The organism is Neoroseomonas marina (assembly GCF_012927745.1).
In the GTDB taxonomy this organism is placed as follows: domain Bacteria; phylum Pseudomonadota; class Alphaproteobacteria; order Acetobacterales; family Acetobacteraceae; genus Neoroseomonas; species Neoroseomonas marina.
In genome coordinates this window covers 882,571-906,040 of sequence record NZ_JABBKX010000002.1, presented here as the reverse complement: position 1 = coordinate 906,040, position 23,470 = coordinate 882,571, and the positions used below count along the sequence as shown (strand labels likewise).

Sequence of the window (23,470 nt, the reverse complement as noted above, 5' to 3'; positions counted from 1 at the left end):
GTCGGCATGCTGACTCCGTCCATATCAGCCCGGCCTGCAATTGGCCGGCTGGCGGTGCCGCGGCTATAAGTTGCGATGGTTATGCTTCTCTAACGAGCACAGGCGACGGTAGCAACTCGGCATGCGATCCAGGCCTTCGTGACGGTACGTCCAGGATATCCCCCCGGCCGCCAGGCTGCCGGAGACGACAGCGTCCGGCACGTACTGGTGCCGGTGCAGGATCTCCTCGCGCGCGGCGGCATCGAGGCCGCGCATTATCGCCTGGCGATTCCACGGCATCCGGGGATCCGCTTCCTCTGGCCCTCGCGCGGGCCCGACCTTCGGGCCGCCAGGGCCGGCCTTCTGCCGGCCAATGCACGCCCCTTCGCGGTCGATCGCTCGCGTGCGCTCGAAGAAGTGACGACGGAACTGGCCGGCCCCGCAGCCCCCTATGCAGGTGCCCTCGTCGCCGCGGCATTGGCGCTTCAAGGAATGGTGATGGACGCGGTGGAGGTGCCTTCCACGGTGCCGGTCGCGCATCTCGTCCGTCCGGCGTGCAGCGCCTTCGGCATCCTGGTCGGCCGGGTGGTCGGGATCTGGTTCGGCAGCGCGGTGGAAGCGGCCGGCGAGGCATGGCCGGATCTCCCTGGTGATGCAGACGCGGCGCGGCTTGCCGCCTGCGAGGCCCTGTCCGATGCCGCACTGGAACTGCGCCACGCCATCGGGGTCGCGCCGCCGCGCCCATCAAATGGTGCGGCGCTCACACTGCCGCTTTCCACCCTGTTCGATCCGCCCTTCGTGCAGCCGACCGCGCCCGCAGGGGACCTGCCCTTCCATCCGCTCGGCCTTCCGGGGCATGGGCTTGGCGCCTTCCTCCGTCTGCTCGATCACGTGCCGGCGTCGCTGCGCGCCCGTGCGCGACTGCCGCACGACATGACGACGCCGCTCGCCGCCGCGCTGCGTGCCGAGCCGGCGGCGGCCGGCCTGCGACGGCTCGCCCCCGGCGAACCGTCGATCGGAGTGGAGTTCACAAGCGCTTGCGTCTTCGACCCGTCGCCGATCCAAGCGCTGCGGCGCGGTTGTCCAGCGGTGCTCTCGCGTCGCGGCTGGACCGCCGCCGCGCTGGCACGGCCCGACGCGCCACCAGCCGGCCTCGACCCTTGCGACCCAAAGGCCGCTGCGGCCGCGCTCGAAGAGCGGCTCGAGGGCGCCCTGGCGCCGTTTGCCGCGGCCCCGCTGCCACCCGGAACCGTGACGTTGCACGACGTCTACGCCGGCCAGCCGTTGCCGCCGGTGTGGCCCGACCAGGCCCCGATCGATCTGCCCGCGCTGCGGCCGGTGCTGGCCGCGTCGCATCCCTGGCGCGCCCCAGTCGCGGTACCGGAGATGAGCGTCCTTGTCGCCGGGGACGGCATGACACCGGAACGCCTGGCGCGGACCGTGGCGAGCCTTGCGCGGCTGGAGGCGGTCGCGTTGGAGGTGCTGGTCCTGCTCGACGAGACGATGCCGGATCCCGCGCGACTGGAGGAAATCCTGGCGGCGTCCGGCGGCTTCGCGCGGCCGCTGCGGCAGGGACGCGCGGCGGGATGGCGGCGCGCGCTCGACGCAGCGCGCGCGCCCGTTGTCGTCGTGCTGGCGCCCGGAGACATGACCGCGCCGGGATTCGGAGTCTGGGTGATGGCTCAGCTCAACGCCCCTGGCCGCGTGGTTGCGGTGCCGCCCTGGGGCACGATCCGGGCCGGGCAGCCAGGCCCGCCAGCATCGAGCCCCGCACCCGCGCTCGCCTTGCGACGCGATGCGGCGAGCGCGGCTGCCGGCGACGGGCATCTGCCCGACGTCGCAGCGTTGCTCCGCCACCTGATCGCCGCCGGAGGGCCGGGCTGCGCCGCCTCGCCCGCGCCCGGCATCGTGCCATTGGTCTTCGCGGTGGCCCGTGCCGACGCCTCCGGCCCGCCCAGGCTGGACGTCGCCTCGGCCCGCGCCGCATGAAGCGCCGCAACGCAGGAGGAAAGCCATGAAGGGCAGGCGCGCGCTGGTCACGGGCGCGGGAGGATTCATCGGCAGCCACCTCGTGGAAGCGCTGGTCGAAGCGGGCGCCGACGTCACCGCGCTGCTGCACTACAATGCGGATGCGGCGATCGGGAACCTCCGCCTGCTGCCGCCCGACGTGCTGGCGCGGGTGCAGCTCGTGCATGGCGACATCAACGATGCCGACTTCGTCCGCAGGCTCGTCGCCAAGTCAGAGGTGATCTTCCACCTTGGTGCGCTGATCGCCATCCCGCATTCCTACAGCGCGCCGCGCAGCTACGTGCAGACCAATGTCGGCGGCACGCTGAACGTGCTCGAGGCGGTGCGCGCCGGCGACGGCCAGCGCCTGGTCCACACCAGCACCTCCGAGGTCTATGGCAGCGCCCGCTACGTGCCGATCGACGAGGCGCATCCGCTGCAGGCGCAATCGCCCTATGCCGCGACGAAGATCGCCGCGGACAAGCTCGTCGAAAGCTATGTCCGCTCCTTCGGCCTGGCGGCCGTCACGGTCCGGCCCTTCAACACCTTTGGACCGCGGCAATCCGCGCGCGCCTTCATTCCCACGGTGATCGGCCAGGTGCTCGGCGGTGCCGCCGCGGTGAAGCTCGGCGCGACCACGCCGGTACGCGACCTGACCTATGTGGGCGACACCGTCGCCGGGTTCATCGCCGCGGCCACGACACCCGGGATCGAGGGGGGCTGCTTCAATCTCGGCACAGGTACGGGCGTCGCCGTCGGCGACGTCGCGACACGGATCATGGCGCTGATGGGCTCACAGGCGCGCATCGAGCTCGACGCCCAGCGCCTGCGGCCGGCGGCGAGCGAAGTGGACCGTCTCATCTCGGCGAACGGCGCCTTCACGGCGGCCAGCGGCTGGCGCCCGATGGTTTCGCTGGACGAGGGTCTGCGCCGCACCATCGCCTTCTTCGAGCGGCATCGCGACCTGCTCCCGTCCTCGGGCTACGTCACGTGACGGGATCGACCGAGGCCCTGGTGATGGCCGGCGGCAAGGGCACGCGCCTGCTGCCCTACACCGCCGTGCTGCCGAAGCCGCTGCTGCCGGTCGGCGATGCGCCCGTGCTCGAGAGGTTGCTGCGGCAACTGCGCACGGCCGGTCTGCGGCGCCTCAGCCTCGCCGTGCATCACCATCGCCAGTTGATCGAAGCCTATTTCGGCGATGGCGGCGCGCTCGGCCTCGATATCACCTACGTCGTCGAGGACCGGCCGCTGGGGACCTGCGGCGCGGTTTCGCTGGTGCTGGACGGGATGACGGAGGATTTCCTTCTGCTGAACGCCGACCTCGTGACCGACCTCGACTTCGCGGCGCTCCGCGCGCATCACCGCGCGCGCGATGCCGACCTGACCATGGCGGTGCAGGCGCGCCGCGTGACGCAGGAATTCGGCGTGGTGGAGCTCGACCCGCAGGGTGCGGTGACAGCCCTTCGCGAGAAGCCCTCCACGCTGCATCACCTGGTGATGGGCGCCTACGTCCTGCGGCGCGACGCGGTGCGGCGCTTCCTCCTGCCCGGGCAGCGCATCGACATGCCGGATCTCGTCACCGCCCTGCTCGCCGGGGGCTTCCGCGTGGAAGCGCTGGTCACCGACGGTCTCTGGCTCGATATCGGCCGGCCCGACGACTACGCCCGCGCCCAGGCCCTGGCAGCGGCGGGCGCGGCTTGATGGCCTTCCCGCCGCCACCCGCGCTGGCCTATCGCCCGGCGCCGGAAAGCGCATGGTGGGTCCACGCAGCATTCCTGCAGGGGCTGCTCGTGCAGATGGCGCCGCGCCGGTGCGGCGGCAGCGGGGAGGGTGTCGCCATCCTGCGCAGCCTCGCGGCCCGGGCCGGGCTCCTGACCGAATTCGACGAAGCAGCACCGGATCTCGCCGAGGACCTCGACCTCCTTGTGCTCGAGGCAGGGTCGGCGATGGAGCCCGCGACGGTGCTCGCGCCTTGGCAGCCGGCATTGGTGCCAGGCGCGGTCGTGCTGCTCCATGGGGTGGGGTCTGCGCCGCCGCAGGACGCACCGGTGCGCCACCTGCCGGGGGGGCATGGACTCGCGGTGCTGGCGACCTCGTCCGATGCACGGCCAGCGACACTATGGGCGCTGCCGCCAACGGCCTTTGAGGAGGCTGTCAGCACCAGCCGCGACTGGCTCGCCGCGCAGCGGCTGCGCGAGGCGGATGCCGAGATCGCCGCGCTGCGCCGCCGGGCCGATGGGCTGGAGCGTGCGCTGCTCGCGGCGCGGGAGACGGCCGACGCGCCGGCCGAGATCGGAGCCGCCCCCTCGTTCGAACCGCGGGCGCGGACCCGGGCAGGCGTCCTGGGCCGTGCGCGGACCCTCGCGACCCACATCGCGCAAGGCCAGGTGGGACCGCTGCTGGGCGGGATTCGCGCGCGGCGTCGCGTGCGCGAGATGCTGCGCACCTCACCATACTTCGACGCTGCCTGGTACGCCGCCCGCCACCCGGAAGCAGCAGACCCGATCGACCACTTCCTGCGCGTCGGCATCCGGGAACGTCATGAGACATCGCCGGCCTTCGACGGCGCCTGGTACCTGGCGCGGCACCCCGACGTCGCGGCAAGCGGGTTCCACCCGCTGCTTCACTACCTCGAGCATGGCCAGGCGGAGGGGCGCGCCACCCGCGCGCGCGGGGCTGCGCCGGCCGCGGCGTCAGGAGCGGACCGACGTCTCGGTCTCCACCTGCCGGGACCGACCCTGTTCCCGGTCACGATCGGGATCGTCGCGCCAGCCGATCTGCCCATCGAGGCCCTGACGCAAGCCGTTGCGGCGGCCTCGACGGCCCTGACGCAGATCGGCCAGGCGGCGCCCGGCCGCATCCTGCTGCTCGGACTGGGCGAAGCACTGCCGCCAGAACGCTTCGCGGCCTGGCCCGTCGCAGTCGTGCCGCCACGCCGGACCGGGAGCCCTGTCGCCGGGCACAATCGCCTGATGGCCATGGCGTTCGGCGGCGGCGCTGCGGTTCACATCCTGCTCAGCGCCGAGGCGACCCTGCATCCGGAGGCGCTCGTCGCGCTGCTGCGCATGGTCCGCGCCACGGGGCGAGAGGCGCTGGTCGGCGCGCGTCGTGTTCCGGCGCCGCTCGGCGGCGTGGCCGCTGCGGACGCGCTGGAAGCGGATTGGCTCAGCGGCATCTGCCTCGCCATCCCGCGTGCGGTCCATACGGCGATCGGCGGTCTCGACGAGCGCTTCGATTCAGCCGGTGCAGACCTCGATCTCTGTTGGCGTGCGAAGGCGGCCGGGATCGCCCGGCTGCACTGCCCGTCCGCCCTGTGTCTCGACCACGCGGACCGGGACGATGCGGATGCCGCGCGCGTCGCCGGCGTCCTGCTCGCCACGAAATGGGGCCAGTCCGAGGTCGCCGCGGCCTTCGCCCGGTCGCTTCGGGAACGCGGCCTGCCGGTGCCGGACCGAGCCGGCGACGCAGCGTGCCCCGCTGCACCCGATCTTGCCATCGACCCGGCCAGGCTGGTGCGACCGTGGTGACCGCATCCAGCCCGCAGGGCATCCTTGCCTGGCTCGGCCCGGACCCCGATCGCGGCAGCGGGGCGCTGGAACTCGCGGCCTTCTCGCTGCTCGGCCAATGCCATCGCCCGCTGCATCTGGTGGTGGATCTGCGCGACGCGCCAGCCGCGCGCGCTGCCTGGCTGGCTGGACGCCTCGAGACCGCCTTCGCCCTGCCCGGGGCGCCGATGCTGGACATCCTGCTGCCGGGGCGGCCCCTGCCGCCTGAACCGACGGCGCGATTCCTCTGCCATCTCCCTGCGGGCCGCGTCTTGCCTCCGGGATTGCTGGCGCGGCTCGCAGGGGCGGAGACAACGGCCGAGGAACGCGGACTGCGCCTCCTGCCCTGGCCGGAGCCCGGGGAGGATTGGGCTGCGGCCGCGACCGCGGCCCGCCCCCGGCCATGGCCCGATGCCCCGCCGCGCGGCGCCCGTGGCCCGTCGCCTATGCCCGCAGGCACGCCGCAGCCCACGCCTCCGCTGGTTTCCGCGCGGCGGCTGCCGCCTCATCTGTGCCGCGGCCTCGCGCTGCCGCTCGGCTATGACGTCGGCGCCCGGCGATGGCCGCGGATCGCCGTGCTGGCGCACCTGTATTACGCGGAACTCGGCGCCGAGTTCCGCCAGTACCTCGACAACATCCCCTTCCCCGCGGATCTCTTCGTCACGACCGACACGGCCGCGAAGCGCGCCGCGCTGGAAGCCTGCTTCGCCGGCTGGCAGCCGGGACCGGTCGAGATCCGCGTGGTGCCGAACCGCGGCCGGGACGTCGCGCCGCGCCTCGTCGGCCTCGCGGACGTGCACGCGCGCTACGAGCTCTGCCTGCACCTGCACGGCAAGCGGTCGCTGCACTGGGATCGCGGCGAATGGTGGCGACGCGACATGATGGACAACCTGCTCGGCACCCCGGCCATGGCGCTGGGTGCGGTCGAGGCCTTCCTGCGCGCACCGCGGCTCGGCATCGTCATGCCGCGCACCTGGCCGCCGGTCGTGAACGCGATGGATTGGGGCCGGGACATCGGGCGCGTGCAGGCCTTGGCAGCGCGGATGGGGTTCGAGGTCCGCCCGTCCGACGTCCTGGAATTTCCTGCGGGCTCGATGTTCTGGTCACGCAGCGCGGCGCTGCGCCCTCTGCTCGACCTCCGTCTGGCGGTGGAGGATTTCGAAGTGGAGGACGGATTGCCCCGCGGCAGCGTCGCCCATGCGATCGAACGACTGATGCTGCATGTCTGCGAGACCGCGGGGTACCACTGGCTGCGCGTGGGCGACCCTCGGCTGTCCGAGCCGGGCACCCTGATCCCCGCCGCCGATCCCGCCGCGCTCGATGCCGCGATCGCGGACTGCTTCGTGCGACTGACCGACCCTATGCTCAGGCCTTCGGCCGAGGACGCCGCGTCGCCGGAACTGCGCGCCTGGTTTCGCCCGGCCGTGAACCCGCGTCCGCGGTTGACGCTGGTGCTGGACGGCGCGGGCCTGCCGAGGGCACGCGCGCCCGGCGGCGCCCTGCATCTCTTCGCGCGAATGGCGCTCGCCGGCGGCGAGGCTGCCGCGTTTCGCGTGGCGATCGCTGGGGACGGGTACCTGCCCGCGGAGCTTGCAGAGGCCGAGATCCTGCGCCTGCCGCAACAGGATTTGGGTGCGGCCTTGCCGCTGGGACCGCGGGACGTTCTTCTCGCGGCCGGCCCGCGAGGTCTTGCAGCCGCGCAGAGTCTGCGCGCGGCACAGGCAGCGCATTTCGGCATCGCGCCGCCCGCGGTGCGGCACATCGCGACGGAGGAACGAACGGTGATGGCCGAGATCGACGCCCGCGCCGCGGCGCTGTTCCGCACCGTCCTGGCAGAAGCCACGAAGGAGGCGGCATGACCCGGGTGCTGGTCCTCGGCGGCAGCGGGATGCTCGGCCACGCGGTGTTCCGCGTTCTGGCCGCCGCGCCCGAGGTCGAAGCCTTTGCGACGCTGCGCAGCGACGCTCCGCGCCGCTTCTTCGACGCCGCGCTGCAGGATCGGCTGGTCAGCGGCATCGACGCCCTGGACACGGATGCGCTGGCGGCCTGCCTCGCCCGGGTCCGGCCCGAGCTGGTCGTCAACTGCGTCGGACTCGTGAAGCAGTTGGGAACGGCCGCGGATCCCCTGGCGGCACTGCCGGTCAATGCGCTGCTGCCGCACCGGCTCGCGCGCCTCTGCGCCCTGCTCGGCGCGCGCCTCATTCATGTCAGCACCGATTGCGTCTTCCGCGGCGACCGCGGTGGCTACACCGAGCAGGACCGTCCCGATGCGGACGACCTGTATGGCCGGTCGAAGCTGCTCGGCGAGGTGGACGCGGCACATGCCGTCACGTTGCGCACCAGCATCATCGGCCGCGAGCTCGGGACCAGGCACGGGTTGGTGGAATGGTTCCTCGGCTCCGCAGGGCCCGTGCGAGGCTTCACCCGCGCGGTGTTCAGCGGCCTCACGACGGATGAACTGGCCAGGGTCATCCTGCGATACGTGCTGCCCGACAGGACGCTGACGGGCGTCTGGCATGTCGCCGCGGCCCCTGTGAACAAGCACGATGTGCTGTTGCTGCTGCGCGACGCCTACGGCCGTAGCACCGAGATCCTGCCCGACGCCGGGCCGGTGATCGATCGTTCGCTGGATGCCAGCCGCTTCCGCGCGGCAACGGGTTATGTCGCGCCGAGCTGGCCTGAGATGATCCGCGCGATGCGGGCAGAGGGAGATGCCGCGTGACCCTGCAGGATGTCCTCTCGCACCGGAAGGTGCTGGTAACGGGCGGAACCGGTTCCTTCGGCCAGGCGGTGGTGCGCCGGTTCCTCGCCGCCGGGGCGGGCGAGATCCGCATCTTCTCGCGCGACGAGAAGAAGCAGGAGGATATGCGGCGGCACTTCGCCGACCGGCGGCTGAAGTACCTCCTCGGCGACGTGCGGGACTACGCCAGCGTGCGTGAGTCGATGCACGAGGTGGACCTCGTCTTCCACGCGGCGGCCCTCAAGCAGGTCCCCTCCTGCGAGTTCCATCCGATGGAGGCGGTGCGTACCAACGTGATGGGCACCGAGAATGTCATCTCCGCGGCCATCGCCTGCGGGGTGGGGCGTGTGGTGGCGCTCAGCACCGACAAGGCGGTCTACCCGATCAACGCCATGGGCCTGTCCAAGGCGCTCATGGAGAAGCTCCTGGTCGCCCGCAGCCGCACGGCCGGCGCGACCGTGCTCTGCGCCACGCGCTACGGCAACGTCATGGCCTCGCGGGGCTCGGTCATCCCACTTTTCGTCCGGCAGGCGCGGGCCGGGCGGCCGCTGACGGTCACCGATCCGGCCATGACGCGCTTCCTGATGTCGCTCGAGCAGTCGGTCGACCTCGTGCTCTTCGCCCTGGCTCATGCGCGGCAAGGCGACATCTTCGTCCAGAAGGCGCCGGCCTGCACCGTCGGCACGCTGGCCGAGGCGGTGGGCCGTCTCTTCGACAACCGGGCGCCGGTCGAGGTGATCGGCACGCGGCACGGGGAGAAGCTCTACGAGACCCTGGTCTCGCGCGAGGAGATGGTGCGGGCCGAGAACATGGGCGACTTCTACCGCATCGCGGCGGACGGCCGGGACCTCAACTACGACATGTATGTCGAGGCCGGCGAGCAGCAGATCTCCGCCAGCGACGACTACACGAGCCACAACACCCGGCGCCTTGGCGTCGGGGAAGTGATGCAGACCCTACAGGGGCTGGACTTCATCCGCCGCGAGCTGCGCGGCGAGATGGTCGAGGACCTGGTCTGACATGCGCCGCGTGATGACGATCATCGGGACACGCCCGGAACTCATCAAGATGAGCCTGGTGATCGAGCGGCTCGACAGGCTCACGCAGCATGTCCTCGTGCATACCGGGCAGAACCACGATCACACGCTCAACCAGGCGCTGTTCGAGGATCTCGGTATCCGTCGCCCCGACCATTTCCTCGGCGTCGCCGGCGGGACTCCGATGCAGGCGATCGCGCGGATCCTGACCGCCGCGGATGCCGTGTTCGAGGCGGAGCGACCGGAGGCCGTGCTGATCTACGGCGACACCAATTCCGGCCTCGCGGCCATGGCTGCCAAGCGTCGCCGCATACCGGTCTTCCACATGGAGGCCGGCAACCGCTGCTTCGACCAGCGCGTACCCGAGGAGCTGAACCGAAAGGTCATCGACCACCTCAGCGACGTGAACATGACGCTGAGCGAGCATGCGCGCCGCCACCTCCTCGCTGAAGGGTTGCCGCCGGATCGCATCTTCAAGGTGGGTTCGCACATGGCGCAGGTGCTCGACCGCTTCCGCGGACGGATCGAAGCCTCCGAGGTGCTCGCACGGCTGGGGCTCGCTGCCGGGCGATACTTCGTGGTGAGCGCGCATCGGGAAGAGAATGTGGACGAGCCGCGCCGTCTCGCCGCGCTGATGGCCTGTCTCGACGCGCTGGCGGCGGCCTATGACTGGCCGGTGATCGTCTCGACGCATCCGCGGACGCGCGCCCGCCTGCAGGACGCCGGCACCGGAGCCCTGTCGCCGCTCATTCGCTTCCTGCCGCCCTTCGCCTTCACCGACTATGTGCGACTGCAGCTCGGTGCCTTCTGCGTGCTCTCGGACAGCGGCACGCTGACCGAGGAAGCGGCGTTGCTCGGCTTTCCCGCCGTAACCCTGCGCGAAGCGCATGAACGGCCCGAGGGCATGGACGCCGGCGTGCTGGTGATGGCCTCCTTGCTGCCCGACCGGGTGCTCGATGCCGTGCGCTGCGCGCGCGACAGCATCGGCGAGCGTTATGCCGGCCGCGTCGCCGATTACGAGGCGGAAGATGTGGCCGGCAAGGTCGTGCGCATCGTGCTGTCCTACATCGATCAGATCGACCGCGTCGTCTGGGGTAAGCCCGCGCCGGAGGAGGCCTGACGAACAAGTGCTCGTGGTCTGCTGGACCGGGCGATCTGTCGGCCCCGGCCGCGCGTTCTACCGAGGGTCGGGTCCGCACATGAGGCGAAGATGCTCGACCATCAGGTCCTGCTCGCGCAGCGGAACAAGATCCGTCCAGCCGTCGAGGTCAGCCAGGTTCCAGGGATTGCGACTGATCAGGTCGGTCTTGATGTAGGGAAATGCCATTCGCTCGACGAGTACGCGCCACAGGTGGTGGCAGGGATTGAGTGGATGGCGGCGCAGGCTGTCGGGGGCCGCGAAGCGGTCGCCGAGCGACAGGCGCGTCGCCGCATCGACCTGCGTCAGGACCCGTTCATACCCGAAAAGGGCCGCGCAGCGGATGCCGGATGCGACGAACCGGCGCGTCAGGCCGATCTCGCCGGATTGAACGATCCGCCACTTGCTCCGGCTGTCCCGGAAGCCCTCGAGATGCGTGAGCACGGTGCCGACCGCATCCTCGCCCCGGGCCAGCAGCGCGTAGGACTGCAGGTGCGCGCCGCCGGCGAGGCTTTCGGTCAGACCGAAAAGACCTTCGCCCCCATCGCGCCAGGCCGCGACGATCGGCTCCATCGGTCGGAACGGCCCCAACACGCTGTCATTCGACAGCAGCAGCTCCCGCGGCTGCGGCAGGGTCCGCAAGGCTTCCCTGGCGGCATCCCGCCACGCACCGAAATCACCCCCGGTGTTGCCGCGTCGGATCCGCAGGACCGTCTGCTCGGCGACCGCGCCCCAGTCCTCCGCGGGAGGGGAGGCGTTCGACACGAAGACAACGTCGAAGCCGTTCTCGCGCCAGATCGCGATCTGCCGCATGACCATGCGGGAAATCCGACCGTCGGGCGACCAATGCGCGTAAAGGGCGACGGAGCCCCCCCTGGAGGGCGCCCGCCCCGGTGCGATCTCGAGAATGCGTCCGGCTTGGGGACGCAACAGATCCGCTGCTGCCGCCGTCAGAACTTCGACGCCCACTGTCGCCACCCGCTGCAGGAAGGCGCCAACCGATCGCGTCCCGAGACCTTGGAAGGCGCGCGGCAAGCCTGGTCCCGACGTCGCGAGGTCGGTCAACCGATAGGGCCGAGGGGCCGCAGGTGGGCGCGGGGCAATGCTGCCGACGACCTCGCTGGCCACAGTACCTCCGCCGAGCGTCGGTCCGATGCCCGTCATGCTTCAACGCCGCGCATGACGGCCGCAGCAGAGATCTGGGGATGCGCGCTCATCCCGCCGACCCTCAGACCAACCCGTGCGCCGTCTTGAACCGGCGGATCCAGTTCATGCGCACCGGACGGCCGCGGGTGACGAGTTCCCGCAGGATCTCCGAGCGTTGCCCTGCGGGCAGCAGCTCGAGGATCCGCGCGATTTCATGTTCCAGGAAGACGCCTCGCGCCAGCAGGTCCTTCTTGACGAGTGGGGCCCCCATCACACGGTGGAAGACGCCGAAGCCGAAATGCACCTGGCTGGTGTTGACGAAGGATCGCATGATCTCGTTCACCAGGGCCTCGCGTTCCATCCGCCCGGCGAGCTGTTCGATCGAGCTCGGCGCCTGCCCGGCGGAGGGTTCGACCCGCAACCCGCGCAGCGCACGCGCCGTCGCCTCCGGCCTGCCGAGCAAGGTGGCCGGTGAGGTCGAGCGCAGCTGCGTTGGAAGGAAGCGCAGCAACGCCGCAAGTTCGTCGAGTGCCATGGCGTCGAGCCGCTCGGCAAGGCGTTCGGCGGAGTAGACGACGTCGATCCTGTAGCCGGCCTTCTTGACGCATTCGGCAAGGCCGATCTCACCGCGGACGATGGCATGCGGTCGCAGATCGTACGGCTTGTATCGTTCCCAGAAGGCCGCGACGCGTGGATCCGCGAAGACCTCGCCCGAGACCCCGAACGCGAAGGAGCCGACATGGTGGTAGTATTCGTGGTTCTCGAAGGTCCCGACGACATCGTAGGCGCTGTCGGTCAGCCGCCCCACCATGTCCTCCAGTTCCGGCCCGCGCAGGTAGAAGATGCTGTCGTTGAAGTAGAGCATGCGGCCGGCAGCGAGGCCCTGGAGGTGCAGGCTCGCCGCGCGGTAGGCGCCCATGTCGCGACCGACATTCGGCCGGATCAGGATGCGATGGGCCGCGGCCCGCAGCTGCTCGAGCTCCGCCGGGCGTGGCCTGCCGTTGCAGACGACCACGGCATTGACGCCCTGTCGCCGCAGGGTGGCGAGCAGATCGAGGAAATCCTCACCGACGCGGAAGGCGGCATACTTCACCACAATCGCGAAGGCCTTGCCGGTGGCCGGTGTGCAGACCTCGTCGGACAGGATCTGCGGATGGCGTTCCTGCAGCACCTGCGGCTGCTGGGCGAGCTTGATGCCGGCGCGGTAGGCGTAATAGGCGAGGCGGTCGAGTTGCCTCGCGACCCAGCGCAGCAGATCACGCATTGTGTTGCCGGTGCGCGGGGCGGCGCACCCCCTGGTCAGCCCACGGGTCTCGTGGGAGCGGATGACGACCGGGCGCCGGCCGATGCCGGCATGCCGGCCGCCGTGGGTTCGTCGGAGTGTGCGGTGGCTGACGCTCGATGCGGGGCATCACAGCGGTCGTTCCCTGAAATGGCCACCGCTGCTGTGCATGACGCCGATAACGTCGCGGATGATGCCCGTCAGTCGCGGTACCTTCCCCTGTCCGAGGCCCAGCCCGGTCCTCGTGTAGATGCAGGCGGAGCCGCGGGGCAAGGTGGTTTTGCTGATCGCGGGATCGGCAGGATCGGCGGCATGCTTGCCCTAGGACGAATGCCGTAAGCCCCCGCCGAAACCGCAAGGCTTGCGCTGATCAGGGCCACGCGGACCATTCGATGGCAGGAGCGACTACTCAGGCGCCATCACGGGGGGCGGATCTCGCAAAGCACGTTTGCGAGAGAACTGCTGCTGCGGCGGCCGGCCGCGAAGCCGTTCGCCCCACACGGTAATGCGACAATCCGAGGGGAGCGCCGGTGGCGGGTCCCGCGGGCGGAAGCGGCATGTGCGCCGGATGCGGTGCGCTTGCCGAGACCCCGACCGATCGCTGGGTTCGTCTCGACCTCGCCCGCGCGCTCGCGCGGCAGGGATGCCGGCGAGGTCCGGAGCATCGTCGAATCGCCACTGACACAGGCGCAGCCCGGCGGCGAGGCGATCTTCGCCGCCGCGCTCTTCGTCGAGGGAGAGGGCCGGGCCGGCAATGCGGCCGCGCTGATCGCCCAGGTGCCGCAGGGTCAGCGATCACCCAACATGGCGCGCCTCGCGCAACACAGGTGCATCGCCGCCGAGATCGAGGAAGCCGTCCGAGGTCGACGGTTTCGAGGGCCGGCAACGCCTGCTCGCCTTTGCCGCGCGCAGGTCGAATACAGCCAGGGTGCCGGTTCGCTTTACGCCGGCGGCGGCTACGCAACCTTCACCGGCAGCCGCGTCAAGGCCAACGCCCGGATCGAGATCGCCGCCGGCGGGTCCTATGCGGTCGTGCGGCAGCCCGACGAGACGCTCACGCTCGGCATGGACCTCGTCTACTTCGCCTATGTCGAGAACCTGCGCTTCTTCACCCTCGGCCAGGGTGGCCGTGAACCTGCCCATCGACTGGCGCGCCCGGTCCGGCGGCTGGTCCTGGCGGCTCGGGGGGGGGCGCTGCAGGGGCAACTCCGGGCGCGCGCCGCCGACGCGCCGGGGCTGATCACCGCCTATCCATCGCAGAGCGAGAGCGGCGTCATCGGCAGCCTTCGCGCCGACCTTCAATACGCCATCTCGCGCGACCTCGCGCTCGGTGCATTGCTGCGCTACGACCGATCGGCGAATTGGAACGAGGCGCGCGGCGGCGTCTACGTGGTATCAGTTGCCGGAATAGCCGGCACCGGTCCCTAGCGTCGTCACAGCATCACCTGCTCGAGGGGCAGGACCGGCTCCGTCAGGTCGCGCACGCCCTTCACGCCGGGGACATGCTCCGCGAGCACGCGGAGCGCGCGCTGCACTTCGCGCCCCGGCGCAAAGCCATGGAATTCGACGACGCCGTCATGCACCTCGACCTGGGTGTGGAAGAGGTCGGCCCAGGATTCCCGGCGCATGGCCGCAAGGATCGCGGTGCGGATACGCGCATCGGGCAGGTCGGTCGGTTCGACCCTTTCGCCTGTGACGGCGTGCAACAGGTCCGAGCGACTGACGATGCCGCGCAGGCGCCCGCGCTCCGTGACCAGGACGCGTCGGATGCCCTTGCTTTCGAGCAAGGACGCGATCCCCGCGGCCGGCAGGTCCGGCGGGATCGTGTCGATCTCCAGGCTCATCACGTCGCGCGCCACGAAGCCGTGCGCGCGGGCATAGCGGATGGCAGCCTTGGACGGGTCGGCGAGCAGCCAGCGCAGCCAGCTCGGTTCCGCTGCCGGCGGCTCCGACAGGCGGCAGGTCAGGTCCGCCGCCGTCACCAGGCCGAGCAGGGCGCCATCACCGTCGACCACCGGTGCGGCGGTGATGCCCCGTCGGGCCAGCAGCCGCGCTATGGCCTCGACCGCCATGTCGGGCGGCACCGTCACGACCGGGGTGGTCATCAGGTCGCGGGCCTGGAGGGCATCCATGGTCATGCTCCTTCCGGCGCATCCGGGGCGGAAGCGGCAACTCCTCCATCACCGGCAGCCGGGCCTGCGGCAGGCGGTCAGTGCGAACAAGCGAATTTCATCAATATTTCAATGCACCGTTGGTGCTACGTACCAGGCCGCCATGGATATCGAACTCGTCCGCACCTTCCTCGCCATCGTGTCCGCCGGCAGCTTCATCAGGGCCTCCGAGCGGCTGCATGTCAGCCAGACGACGGTCAGCGCCCGCATCCGCACGCTCGAGGACCAGCTCCGCCGCCGTCTCTTCGTGCGCAACAAGTCCGGGGCCGGCCTGACGCCCGCCGGCGAGCAGTTCCTCCGCCACGCCCCCGCGCTGGTCCAGCTCTGGGAACGGGCGCGGCACGAAGTCGCGGTTCCCGCCGGGCGCCGCGCCGTTCTCGGGATCGGCGCCGAACACAGCCTGTGGGACCCCCTGCTGCTGCGCTGGCTGCTGTGGATGCGCCGCGCGCAGCCGGACGTCGCCCTGCGTGCCCATGTCGGCCTGCCCGAAACGGTGGTCGACCAGGTCGCGGGCGGCATCATCGACATCGGCGTGGCCTATGCGCCGCGTCATCGCCCGGGCCTCCGGATCGAGCTGCTGATGGAGGAGCGGCTCGTCATGGTGCGCAGCACGGGTGGCAGCGGGCGCGACGACTACGTGCAGGTCGACTGGGGTCCCGAGCTCGCCTTGCACTACGCCGCCGCCGGCGGCGGCCAGCGTGAGCCGAGCCTGGTGGTGGATCTCGGGCCGCTGGGGCTCGGCTTCCTGCTCGAGGCCGGAGGCACCGGCTACTTCCGCCTCGGCGCCGTGCGGCCGCATCTGGAATCCGGGCGGCTCGAACTGGTGCCGGAGACGCCGGAGTTCCTCTACCCGGCCTACGCCGTGTTCAGCGAAACGAGCGCGGATCCCGCGCTGATCGAAGCGGCGCTCGATGGGCTGCGACGCATCGCCCGGGAACAGCCGGGGGTCGCCGTCGTGGGCCGGGCCGCCCGCCGCCATCGTGCGGAAACTCCGCACTGAATCAGCAGGAACTCGCATTTGTCGCCGCGGGGATCGGGGACCAGGATCGCGTCGACGGCTGTGGCGGAGGCGGAGAGGCATCGATGCCGGAGGAGGCGAGGCTTGCCGAGCTGATGGCGGCGATGGCGCGGCGGCGCGAACCGCACGCGCTCGCGATGGTGGTCGAGACGCGGGGATCCACCTCCGCCCATGCCGGCGACAGGGCACTGATCGATGCGGCCGGCACGGTGCTGCTCGGCTGGGTCGGCGGCGGCTGCGCCGAAGGTGCGGTCCGGCAGGCGGCGCTGGATGGTCTCGAGGACGGCACCCCGCGATTGATCGAGCTCGACCTCGATGACGAGGTGCTCGGCGTCGGCATGCCCTGCGGCGGCACGATGCGCGTCTTCGTGGCGCCCGTCCTGCCGCCACCCACGCTCTGGATCGTCGGGCATGGCCGGGTCGCGGAGAGCCTCTGCCGGATCGGTGCGGAACTCGGCTTCCGCATCGTCGTGAGCGACGTGCCGGCGCCCGAGCCGGACCGCTTTCCCGGCGCGGAGGAGATCATCGGCGACGACTACGACTTCGCGCGGCTGCAGCCCGGGCGCGACGACAGCGTGGTGATCGCGACGCAGCACAAGGGCGACCACCTGTCTGCGGTGCGTGCGCTGCGATCGTCGGCGGGCCATGTCGCGATCATCGCCAGCCGCAAGCGCGCGGCGCTGATGCGGGACTTCCTGCGCGACGAGGGCTTCGGCCCCGCGGCGCTCGCACGCCTGCGTGCGCCGGCGGGACTGGACCTCGGGGCCCAGGCGCCAGCCGAGATCGCGCTCTCGGTCCTCGCTGAGATCGTCATGCGGCGACGCGGCGGCACCGGCACGCCGCGTGATGCCGGCGCCTCCGAACGGCCTGCATGGGCGGAGGCGACGCCATGACGCCGCGCCCCGGCATCGCGCCGCTGGAGGAGGACCCGAACGTGGAGATCATGTGCGCCTCCCCGCCCTGCTTCCTGCATGAGCTGGATCCGGCGTGGCTCGGTCAACCCGGATGGCAGGACGTGCAGGCGTGGCGCCGGGCCGAGCGCGCGCGGCTGATCGCCTGCCGCGCGGCGGTGCCGCACGCCGAACGCCGGGGGCGGGATCGTCTCATCACCGCGCATCTGCGCGCCGCGGTGCCGGATTTCGCCGGCCGGCACGTCGGCTTCTACTGGCCGTTCAAGGGCGAGTACGATGTCCGGCCGCTTGTCCGCGCGCTGCACCGGGAGGGCGCGCGCCTGGCGCTGCCGGTCGTGGTGCAGCGCGCGGCACCGATGGAGTTCCGGCCCTGGCGTCCCGGCGCCCGGATGGTGCCGGGGATCTGGAACATCCCGGTGCCCGCCGAGGGCGATCCGGTGCTGCCCGATACGCTGCTGGTGCCGCTGGTGGGCTTCGACGCGCGCGGCTACCGGCTCGGCCATGGCGGGGGCTACTACGACCGGACGCTCGCGGCGATGCCGCGCCGACCGCGCACGATCGGCATCGGGTTCGAGAGCCTGCGCCTCGCCACCATCCATCCGCAGCCGCACGACATCCCCATGGACCTCATCGTGACCGAGGCCGGCGCGCTGGAGCCCAGGGCATGACGCCCGAAGAACGCGCGGCGCTGGGAGAGGCGTTGCTCACCTCCGCCGCGGATGCCGTCGTCTATTGCGGCCGCGACGGCGCCATCGGCCTGTGGAGCCCCGGGGCCGAGCGCATCTTCGGTTTCACCGAGGCCGAGGCGTTGGGCCGGTCGCTCGACATCATCATCCCGCACGCCCAACGCGCGCGGCACTGGACCGGTTTCGACCGGGTGATGGCGACAGGCCAGTCGCGCTACGGCGCCGGCGAGGTGCTGGCGGTGCCGGCTTTGCATCGCGACGGGCGGCGGATCTCGGTGGAGTTCACCATCGTGCCGCTTCGCGACGGCAGCGGCGCGATGATCGGCATGGCGGCGGTCCTGCGCGACGTGACCGCACGCTTTGAGGAATTGCGGGCACTGCGTCGGCAGGTCGCCGCGGCGGAAGCCAAGGCCGGCTGATACGGGTGCGTTCCACCCGCGGACCGCACGACGTTGGTGGCCCTCCGGCGCGCCAGAGCAGGGACCGCATGATTGAGGCCGCCTCCAGACCCAGGGTGCGCAAGCGCTCCGGGTTCTCCGCGATGGCGGCGACCGTCGCACGATGATCGGCACCAGGGCGCAGCCTGAACGCGCCGTCCTGCGCGAGCAGCCGCAGCGCGCCCGCCATCGGTCGGATCGTTCCGGATGACCATGCGTCCGCCCTGCGGCACCGCGTCGAGGTGCGGATGCCGGCGGGAGAAGGCCGCCTTCAGCGTCAGCACGGTCCTGCCAAACGGGCAGGGCCGGGATCGACCGCCGGGGCGTCCTCAGAAGGCCGGCACCACGGCGCCCTGGAAGGTCGCCTGGACGAAGTCCTTCACCTCCTGGTTCTGATACGCCGCGACCAGGCGGCGCACCCAGGGGGCGTTGCGGTCCTGCTCGCGCACCGCGATCAGGTTGGCGTACGGGCTGTCGGCGGATTCCAGCGCGATGGAATCCCGCACGGGGTTGAGCCCGGCCGGGATGGCGAAGTTGGTGTTGATCGCCGCGGCCTCGACCTCCTCGAGCGCGCGGGGGATCTGCGCGGCTTCGAGTTCCACGACGCGCAGGCGGCGCGGGTTGTCGGCGATGTCGGCGACGGTGGCGCGGAAGTCGGCACCGTCACGCAGGCGGAAGGCGCCGTTGTTCGCGAGCAGCACCAGCGCCCGCCCGCCATTGGTCGGATCGTTCGGGATGGCGATCCGCCCGCCATTGGGCACATCCGCCAGGCGACGATGCCTGCGCGAATAGATGCCCATCGGGAAGACGAGCGTCTTGCCCGCGCTGACGATCGGCAGCCGCCGGTCGCGCACCTGCTGGTCGAGGAAGGGCTGGTGCTGGTAGCTGTTGGCGTCGAGGTCGCCGGCCGCGAGCGCCGCATTGGGCTGGATGTAGTCCTGGAACTCGACGATGCGGATCACCAGGCCGTCGCGCGCCGCGATCTCGCGTACCTTCTCCATCACCTGGGCGTGCGGGCCGGCAGTGACGCCGATGCGAAGAGGCCGCTGGGCGGACCCGATGTCCTGCGCCTGCGCGGCGGCGGGCAGGGCGATGGCGGCAAGCGCGAGGGCGCGGCGAGAGATCATCGAAAGGTGCTCCATCAGCGATGCGAGGTGCTGCGGACCAGCCAGTCCCCGAAGGACTGCAGCCCCTGCACGAGAAGAATGAGGATGAGGACGACGGTTGCCATGACTTCCGGCATGAAGCGCTGGTAGCCGAAGCGGATGCCCAGATCGCCGAGCCCGCCGCCGCCAACCGCGCCCGCCATGGCCGAAAAGCCGACCAGCGAGACGAGCGCGACGGTGGTCGCCGCGACCAGCCCCGGCAACGCCTCCGGCACCAGCACCTTGAGGAGGATCTGCAGGCGGCTCGCGCCCATGGCGCGCGCGGCCTCGATCACGCCCTTGTCGACCTCGCGCAGCGCGTTCTCGAACAGCCGTGCGAGGAAGGCGGTGGCGGCGAGCGCGAGTGGCACGATCGCGGCACCTGTCCCGATCGAGGTGCCGGCCACCAGGCGCGTGAAGGGCACGATCGCCACCATCAGGATGATGAAGGGCGTCGAGCGGGCCGCGTTCACCAACAACCCGAGCGGGCGGTTCACCCAGGCCGTCGGCCGCAGCCCGTCCGATCCGGTCGCGTAGAGCAGGAGCGCGATGGGCAGGCCCAGCGCCACCGCGATGGCCGCGCTCGCGCCGACCATCAGCGTGGTCTGCCACAGCGCTTCCAGCAGCAGGTCCTGCATGGTCGGGGTGAGCCAGCTCATGGCGCGATCTCCGTCACCTCGAGGCCGAGCGCGCGCATCCAGCCGAGCGCCGCCTCCACGCGCTGCGCGGGGCCATAGGCGGCGAGCGCCATGACGCCGAACGGCTCGCCGGCGATCTCGTCGACGCGGCCCGAGATGATGTTGATGTCCACGCCGAAGTCGCGGCTCGCCTCGCTGACGACGGCACGGGTGCTGTTGGGACCGGCGAAGACGACCTGCACAAGGCGGCGCTCCTGGCCCTCGGTCGGCGCCGGCAGGCGCGCGACGGTGCCGGCGGGGACGGCATGGCCGATCACCTCGGCGACGAAGCGGCGCGTGGTGGCGTGGGCGGGGCGAGTGAAGACGTCGAAGACGCGGCCCTGCTCGATGATCCGCCCGGCTTCCATCACCGCGACGCGGTCGCAGACCGCCTTCACCACCGCCATCTCATGCGTGATGAGCAGCACGGTGAGGTCGAGGCGGTCGCGCAGTTCGCGCAACAGGGCCAGGATCTCCTGCGTCGTCTCCGGGTCGAGGGCGCTGGTGGCCTCGTCGCACAGCAGGATGCGCGGGCGTGACGCGAGCGCGCGGGCGATGCCGACGCGCTGCTTCTGCCCGCCGGAAAGCTGCGCGGGATAGGCATCGCGCTTCGCCTCGAGGCCCACCAAAGGCAGGATCTCGGCGACACGCCCGGCGCGTTCGGCGCGCGGAATGCCGGCGATCTCGAGCGGGAAGGCGATGTTCTCGGCGACGGTGCGGCGCGTATGCAGGTTGAAGTGCTGGAACACCATGCCGATGCCGCGCCGCGCACCCCGCAGCCTGGGCTCGTCCAGCGCGAGGAGATCAGCGCCGAGCACTTCGACGCGCCCGGCATCCGGCCGTTCGAGCAGGTTCACCGACCGGATCAGCGTCGACTTGCCGGCGCCGGAACGCCCGACGATTCCGAACACCTCGCCCTGCGCAACGTCGAGCGAGACGTCGTCGAGCGCGACTGTCCCGCCGGCGGCGAAGCGCTTGCGGAGGCCGGTGAGGCGGATCGCGGAGGGGCGCAGGTTGGAAAGGGGCTCAGCCATGGCACGCGCGATATGTGGAATCGGCGCGCCGCCGTGAAGGCGCGCTTCCTGCAGGTCAGCCATCGGCCGGGGGTGCTCCGGGGCGGCATGTCGGGCCGCGAGGTTGGGGCGCGCATTAAACGGATTCACCACGTAGAGTCAATAACAACACTATATGGAATTGAATTATCGGCCGCCCGTGGCCCGCCCCTTATGCCGGAGAATCGGCGGCGATCAAGTAATGCGTCGAGCAGAAAATCCTTTCGTCAGTAGCGAGCGCTCGGAGATCGAAATTTTCACGCTCCGCGACGATTGATCCCCGCGCCCGCGAGCCCATTCCCGCGGCGGGAGCGTACCGCGCTTCTTGGATCGCGTCGTCGCCGCCGATGCCCGATTGGCCCGCCGGCGTCACGTCATGGATGGCCCGGACTCCGCATCACCGGCGGGTGCGCCGAACAGAAGGCCCCAGACGCGCTCCATGCCGATCGCGTTGGCGATGATACGGAATCCGCAGAACGGCAGCATCGCGGCGAAGAAGCTCGTCGCGGAGAAGAAGAGGCCCAGAAACCCGCCCCCGCCGATCGCCGGCACGCTCGCCGCCAGGGATTCGCCGTGGATCCAGCCGCCGATCACGTGTTCCAGCACATGCATGGCGATGAACAGGACTGCGAGGATGAGGGACTCGAGGACGATCGGCCAGATCAACGGCGTTGGTTTGATCCGGTGGCCCAGGCGCAGATCCTCCACCACGAGGGCGACCTTACCGAGCACGAGGGCGTTCACCGCTGCGAAGCCATGCGGCCAGAGGGCGACGTCGCCATGCGACCGAAGAGCAATCTCCTCGTGCATGGTGAACATGCCGAGCAGCACCCAGATGTAGAGAAAGGAGACCATGAAGCGGCGGAACTCATCCACCACGAACTCCTTCGCCTTGCCGAGCCGCCCATGGCCCGCCGCGTCGCCTTCGCTCATTCCCGATGATCTCCCTCGATTCGTGTCATCGAAGCCCGCCCCAAAGCGCCGCAGCCCGCCAACAGCGCCGTTTTGACCATGCAGCGCGACAGGATCAGCAGGCCCCGCCACCGCGATCACCGCCGCGCCGGCACGGAAGATCGCGCCGTTCGCCGCGTCGAAGCAACGGGCGATCAGCGTCCCGTCCAGATCACCAGGGCGCGGTCCAGCTCTCTCGGTCAGCCGCAGCAGACGGCGGCCCCTCGAAAGCGATGCCAGGATGGTTCGAGGATGAAGAGCGCCGATCGCGGGCGGGATCTGCCCCTTGTGGAGAGGCTCCAGGCAGCGGCCATTGCGCTTGAACGCGGCCCGCCGCCTGCCGTATGAGGACCTTCGAACGGCCTACATGGCTCCTCATGGCATCGCCGCCGCCCCATCCCAGCCGACGATCCGATCCGACCTCCCGCCCCACGCCCCGCCGTGGTGGGACGGTGGATTTCATCGTCAGGGATACGGAGGAGGCGATCCGGTCGGGCCGCCTTGCGTTGGGACAGCGCCTTGTTGAAGCGGACCTCGTCCGCGAATTGGGCGTGAGCCGCAGTTCGCTGCGGGAAGCCTTCAACCGCCTGTCCGCCAGCGGCCTGGTGGAGATCGTCGCGAACCGCGGCGCGATCGTCCGCCGGCTCGGCCGCAAGGAGATCGCCGATCGCTTCGCCATCCGCGAGAAGCTCGAAGGCCTGGCGGCGGCGCTGACGACGACGTTGCTGGATCAAGGCGACAACCGCAGCCGCTTCGACGTCGCGGCCCGCTACGCGCTGTCCGGCGACCCGGGCGCAACGGGCACGGAGCGCGATCGCAACTACGAACTGCATGGCGTCATCGCCGACCTTTCCGGGAACCCCCAGCTCGGCGCCATGATCCGCCCGCTCTGGCTCCCTGCGGTGATGGTCGAGATGCGTCGCTCGCTCCAACCCTCCTTCTGGGCGAACTCGAAGCGCGACCACGCCCGCATCGTGGAGGCCATCCTGAGCCGGGACGCCGCCGCGGCGGAGGCTGCGATGAGCAGCCACCTGCGCTCCCAATGCGCGGCGATCCTGTCGCTGCCGGACCGGGTGTTCGGCCGCTAGCCTCGAAGACCTTCCACCACGGCCGTCATCCGGCCGCGGGGCGGTTGAAGAGCCATGCCCGCCGCGCGATAGGCCGCCTCGACGGCGCGGATCGCGTCGTCGTGGCGCGGGGTGATCCCGATATCGTCCAACCCGACCGGCGTCGTAGCCACCAGGCCCCCCCCCTGGGGGCTTGCCTGCCCACTCGGAGAGGCCGGGGCCCCGCGGCCGCGCGCTCGACCTGACGGTCGCGACTGCGGCGCCGGCGGCGCGCGGTCCGAACCGTCATTGCCGTCCGGGCGGCAACTGCACCGACCGGGGCCCCGTCGGTGCGGCGGCAGCCCTATCGCCCGTCGACTGAAGCGATGCCGGTGGTCGCCATCCGGATCCGATGGGATCTTCGCCTATTCTGGATAGCCATTACCGAGAATTTAGCAGCGGGGGCGTGCCGTTGCCGATCTAGCATGACGCGGATCATGCC

The 23,470-nt window shown here is 70.9% G+C and carries 22 protein-coding genes; 14 read left to right on the top strand and 8 right to left on the bottom strand.

Going from position 1 to position 23,470, the window contains the following annotated elements; translation table 11 throughout:
* Positions 1–138 precede the first annotated feature (138 nt).
* The 8 genes from GWK16_RS09615 to GWK16_RS09580 are packed head-to-tail and all read left to right on the top strand — an operon-like array spanning position 139 to position 10,428.
* The gene (locus GWK16_RS09615; protein ID WP_170053684.1) at positions 139–1,968 is read left to right on the top strand and encodes a hypothetical protein; all 1,830 of its coding nucleotides are present in this window, start codon (positions 139–141) and stop codon (positions 1,966–1,968) included.
* A gap of 25 nt (positions 1,969–1,993) precedes the next feature.
* A complete protein-coding gene (locus GWK16_RS09610; RefSeq protein WP_170053683.1) occupies positions 1,994–2,980 on the top strand; it encodes a GDP-mannose 4,6-dehydratase in 987 nt (328 codons plus the stop codon).
* Entirely contained in the window at positions 2,977–3,687 is a 711-nt protein-coding gene (locus tag GWK16_RS09605; protein WP_170053682.1) for a sugar phosphate nucleotidyltransferase, read from the top strand. The genes GWK16_RS09610 and GWK16_RS09605 overlap by 4 nt, the downstream gene beginning before the upstream one ends.
* Positions 3,687–5,513, top strand: a complete 1,827-nt coding sequence (locus GWK16_RS09600) for a glycosyltransferase family protein (RefSeq protein WP_170053681.1) — start codon at positions 3,687–3,689, stop codon at positions 5,511–5,513. The genes GWK16_RS09605 and GWK16_RS09600 overlap by 1 nt, the downstream gene beginning before the upstream one ends.
* Positions 5,510–7,390 (top strand): rhamnan synthesis F family protein, encoded by a 1,881-nt coding sequence (locus tag GWK16_RS09595; protein ID WP_170053680.1) that lies wholly within the window; start codon positions 5,510–5,512, stop codon positions 7,388–7,390. Before GWK16_RS09600 ends, GWK16_RS09595 begins: the two co-directional genes overlap by 4 nt.
* Complete coding sequence (locus GWK16_RS09590; RefSeq protein WP_170053679.1) at positions 7,387–8,253, top strand: dTDP-4-dehydrorhamnose reductase family protein; 867 nt, start codon at positions 7,387–7,389, stop codon at positions 8,251–8,253. The genes GWK16_RS09595 and GWK16_RS09590 overlap by 4 nt, the downstream gene beginning before the upstream one ends.
* Positions 8,250–9,290 carry an SDR family NAD(P)-dependent oxidoreductase gene (locus GWK16_RS09585; RefSeq protein WP_338144444.1) on the top strand — a complete coding sequence of 347 codons (1,041 nt, stop codon included), beginning with the start codon at positions 8,250–8,252 and terminating at the stop codon, positions 9,288–9,290. The genes GWK16_RS09590 and GWK16_RS09585 overlap by 4 nt, the downstream gene beginning before the upstream one ends.
* Before the next feature lies 1 nt (position 9,291).
* Complete coding sequence (locus tag GWK16_RS09580; RefSeq protein WP_170053678.1) at positions 9,292–10,428, top strand: UDP-N-acetyl glucosamine 2-epimerase; 1,137 nt, start codon at positions 9,292–9,294, stop codon at positions 10,426–10,428.
* A gap of 57 nt (positions 10,429–10,485) precedes the next feature.
* Here GWK16_RS09580 and GWK16_RS09575 read toward each other — a convergent pair whose 3' ends face one another.
* A complete protein-coding gene (locus GWK16_RS09575) occupies positions 10,486–11,610 on the bottom strand; it encodes a hypothetical protein (protein WP_170053677.1) in 1,125 nt (374 codons plus the stop codon).
* 64 nt (positions 11,611–11,674) lie between these two features.
* The gene (locus GWK16_RS09570) at positions 11,675–12,856 is read right to left on the bottom strand and encodes a rhamnan synthesis F family protein (RefSeq protein ID WP_170053676.1); all 1,182 of its coding nucleotides are present in this window, start codon (positions 12,854–12,856) and stop codon (positions 11,675–11,677) included.
* A 597-nt stretch (positions 12,857–13,453) separates the two neighbouring features.
* Between GWK16_RS09570 and GWK16_RS09565 the strand changes: the two genes are divergently transcribed.
* Positions 13,454–14,302, top strand: coding sequence for a cellulose synthase subunit BcsC-related outer membrane protein (locus GWK16_RS09565; RefSeq protein ID WP_170053675.1), 849 nt, complete (start codon positions 13,454–13,456; stop codon positions 14,300–14,302).
* A gap of 5 nt (positions 14,303–14,307) precedes the next feature.
* Here GWK16_RS09565 and GWK16_RS09560 read toward each other — a convergent pair whose 3' ends face one another.
* The gene (locus tag GWK16_RS09560; RefSeq protein WP_248291232.1) at positions 14,308–15,006 is read right to left on the bottom strand and encodes a CBS domain-containing protein; all 699 of its coding nucleotides are present in this window, start codon (positions 15,004–15,006) and stop codon (positions 14,308–14,310) included.
* Positions 15,007–15,148: 142 nt separating this feature from the next.
* Between GWK16_RS09560 and GWK16_RS09555 the strand changes: the two genes are divergently transcribed.
* The 4 genes from GWK16_RS09555 (at position 15,149) to GWK16_RS09540 (ending at position 18,079) form a co-directional block, all read left to right on the top strand.
* On the top strand, positions 15,149–16,045 hold the full coding sequence (locus GWK16_RS09555; RefSeq protein WP_170053673.1) for a LysR family transcriptional regulator: 897 nt from the start codon (positions 15,149–15,151) through the stop codon (positions 16,043–16,045).
* Positions 16,046–16,128: 83 nt separating this feature from the next.
* The gene (locus GWK16_RS09550) at positions 16,129–16,956 is read left to right on the top strand and encodes an XdhC family protein (RefSeq protein ID WP_211187237.1); all 828 of its coding nucleotides are present in this window, start codon (positions 16,129–16,131) and stop codon (positions 16,954–16,956) included.
* On the top strand, positions 16,953–17,642 hold the full coding sequence (locus tag GWK16_RS09545) for a 5-formyltetrahydrofolate cyclo-ligase (RefSeq protein WP_248291231.1): 690 nt from the start codon (positions 16,953–16,955) through the stop codon (positions 17,640–17,642). Before GWK16_RS09550 ends, GWK16_RS09545 begins: the two co-directional genes overlap by 4 nt.
* Complete coding sequence (locus tag GWK16_RS09540; RefSeq protein WP_170053672.1) at positions 17,639–18,079, top strand: PAS domain-containing protein; 441 nt, start codon at positions 17,639–17,641, stop codon at positions 18,077–18,079. Before GWK16_RS09545 ends, GWK16_RS09540 begins: the two co-directional genes overlap by 4 nt.
* A gap of 347 nt (positions 18,080–18,426) precedes the next feature.
* On the opposite strand, the gene GWK16_RS09535 is transcribed toward GWK16_RS09540, so the two are convergent.
* The 4 genes from GWK16_RS09535 to GWK16_RS09520 form a co-directional block, all read right to left on the bottom strand.
* Positions 18,427–19,224, bottom strand: coding sequence for a MetQ/NlpA family ABC transporter substrate-binding protein (locus GWK16_RS09535; RefSeq protein ID WP_211187233.1), 798 nt, complete (start codon positions 19,222–19,224; stop codon positions 18,427–18,429).
* A gap of 14 nt (positions 19,225–19,238) precedes the next feature.
* Positions 19,239–19,901: a methionine ABC transporter permease gene (locus GWK16_RS09530; protein WP_211187231.1), complete on the bottom strand. Its 663-nt coding sequence runs from the start codon at positions 19,899–19,901 to the stop codon at positions 19,239–19,241.
* Positions 19,898–20,953, bottom strand: a complete 1,056-nt coding sequence (locus GWK16_RS09525; RefSeq protein ID WP_211187229.1) for a methionine ABC transporter ATP-binding protein — start codon at positions 20,951–20,953, stop codon at positions 19,898–19,900. Before GWK16_RS09525 ends, GWK16_RS09530 begins: the two co-directional genes overlap by 4 nt.
* Positions 20,954–21,340: 387 nt before the next feature.
* A complete protein-coding gene (locus GWK16_RS09520; protein ID WP_170053670.1) occupies positions 21,341–22,024 on the bottom strand; it encodes a hypothetical protein in 684 nt (227 codons plus the stop codon).
* A 242-nt stretch (positions 22,025–22,266) separates the two neighbouring features.
* On the opposite strand from GWK16_RS09520, the gene GWK16_RS09515 reads away from it, so the two are divergent.
* Positions 22,267–23,010, top strand: coding sequence for a GntR family transcriptional regulator (locus GWK16_RS09515; protein WP_338144443.1), 744 nt, complete (start codon positions 22,267–22,269; stop codon positions 23,008–23,010).
* Here GWK16_RS09515 and GWK16_RS09510 read toward each other — a convergent pair.
* Positions 23,007–23,162: a hypothetical protein gene (locus tag GWK16_RS09510; protein WP_170053668.1), complete on the bottom strand. Its 156-nt coding sequence runs from the start codon at positions 23,160–23,162 to the stop codon at positions 23,007–23,009. The two genes, GWK16_RS09515 and GWK16_RS09510, sit on opposite strands and share 4 nt — an antisense overlap.
* Between the last annotated feature and the right edge of the window lie 308 nt (positions 23,163–23,470).

Coding starts and splice junctions, on each gene's coding strand:
- GWK16_RS09610 (WP_170053683.1), top strand. CDS start 1,994: ATGAAGGGCAGGCGCGCGCTGGTCACGGGCGCGGGAGGATTCATCGGC.
- GWK16_RS09600 (WP_170053681.1), top strand. CDS start 3,687: ATGGCCTTCCCGCCGCCACCCGCGCTGGCCTATCGCCCGGCGCCGGAA.
- GWK16_RS09590 (WP_170053679.1), top strand. CDS start 7,387: ATGACCCGGGTGCTGGTCCTCGGCGGCAGCGGGATGCTCGGCCACGCG.
- GWK16_RS09580 (WP_170053678.1), top strand. CDS start 9,292: ATGCGCCGCGTGATGACGATCATCGGGACACGCCCGGAACTCATCAAG.
- GWK16_RS09575 (WP_170053677.1), bottom strand. CDS start 11,610: ATGACGGGCATCGGACCGACGCTCGGCGGAGGTACTGTGGCCAGCGAG.
- GWK16_RS09570 (WP_170053676.1), bottom strand. CDS start 12,856: ATGCGTGATCTGCTGCGCTGGGTCGCGAGGCAACTCGACCGCCTCGCC.
- GWK16_RS09560 (WP_248291232.1), bottom strand. CDS start 15,006: ATGGATGCCCTCCAGGCCCGCGACCTGATGACCACCCCGGTCGTGACG.
- GWK16_RS09555 (WP_170053673.1), top strand. CDS start 15,149: ATGGATATCGAACTCGTCCGCACCTTCCTCGCCATCGTGTCCGCCGGC.
- GWK16_RS09550 (WP_211187237.1), top strand. CDS start 16,129: ATGCCGGAGGAGGCGAGGCTTGCCGAGCTGATGGCGGCGATGGCGCGG.
- GWK16_RS09545 (WP_248291231.1), top strand. CDS start 16,953: ATGACGCCGCGCCCCGGCATCGCGCCGCTGGAGGAGGACCCGAACGTG.
- GWK16_RS09540 (WP_170053672.1), top strand. CDS start 17,639: ATGACGCCCGAAGAACGCGCGGCGCTGGGAGAGGCGTTGCTCACCTCC.
- GWK16_RS09535 (WP_211187233.1), bottom strand. CDS start 19,224: ATGATCTCTCGCCGCGCCCTCGCGCTTGCCGCCATCGCCCTGCCCGCC.
- GWK16_RS09530 (WP_211187231.1), bottom strand. CDS start 19,901: ATGAGCTGGCTCACCCCGACCATGCAGGACCTGCTGCTGGAAGCGCTG.
- GWK16_RS09525 (WP_211187229.1), bottom strand. CDS start 20,953: ATGGCTGAGCCCCTTTCCAACCTGCGCCCCTCCGCGATCCGCCTCACC.
- GWK16_RS09515 (WP_338144443.1), top strand. CDS start 22,267: ATGAGGACCTTCGAACGGCCTACATGGCTCCTCATGGCATCGCCGCCG.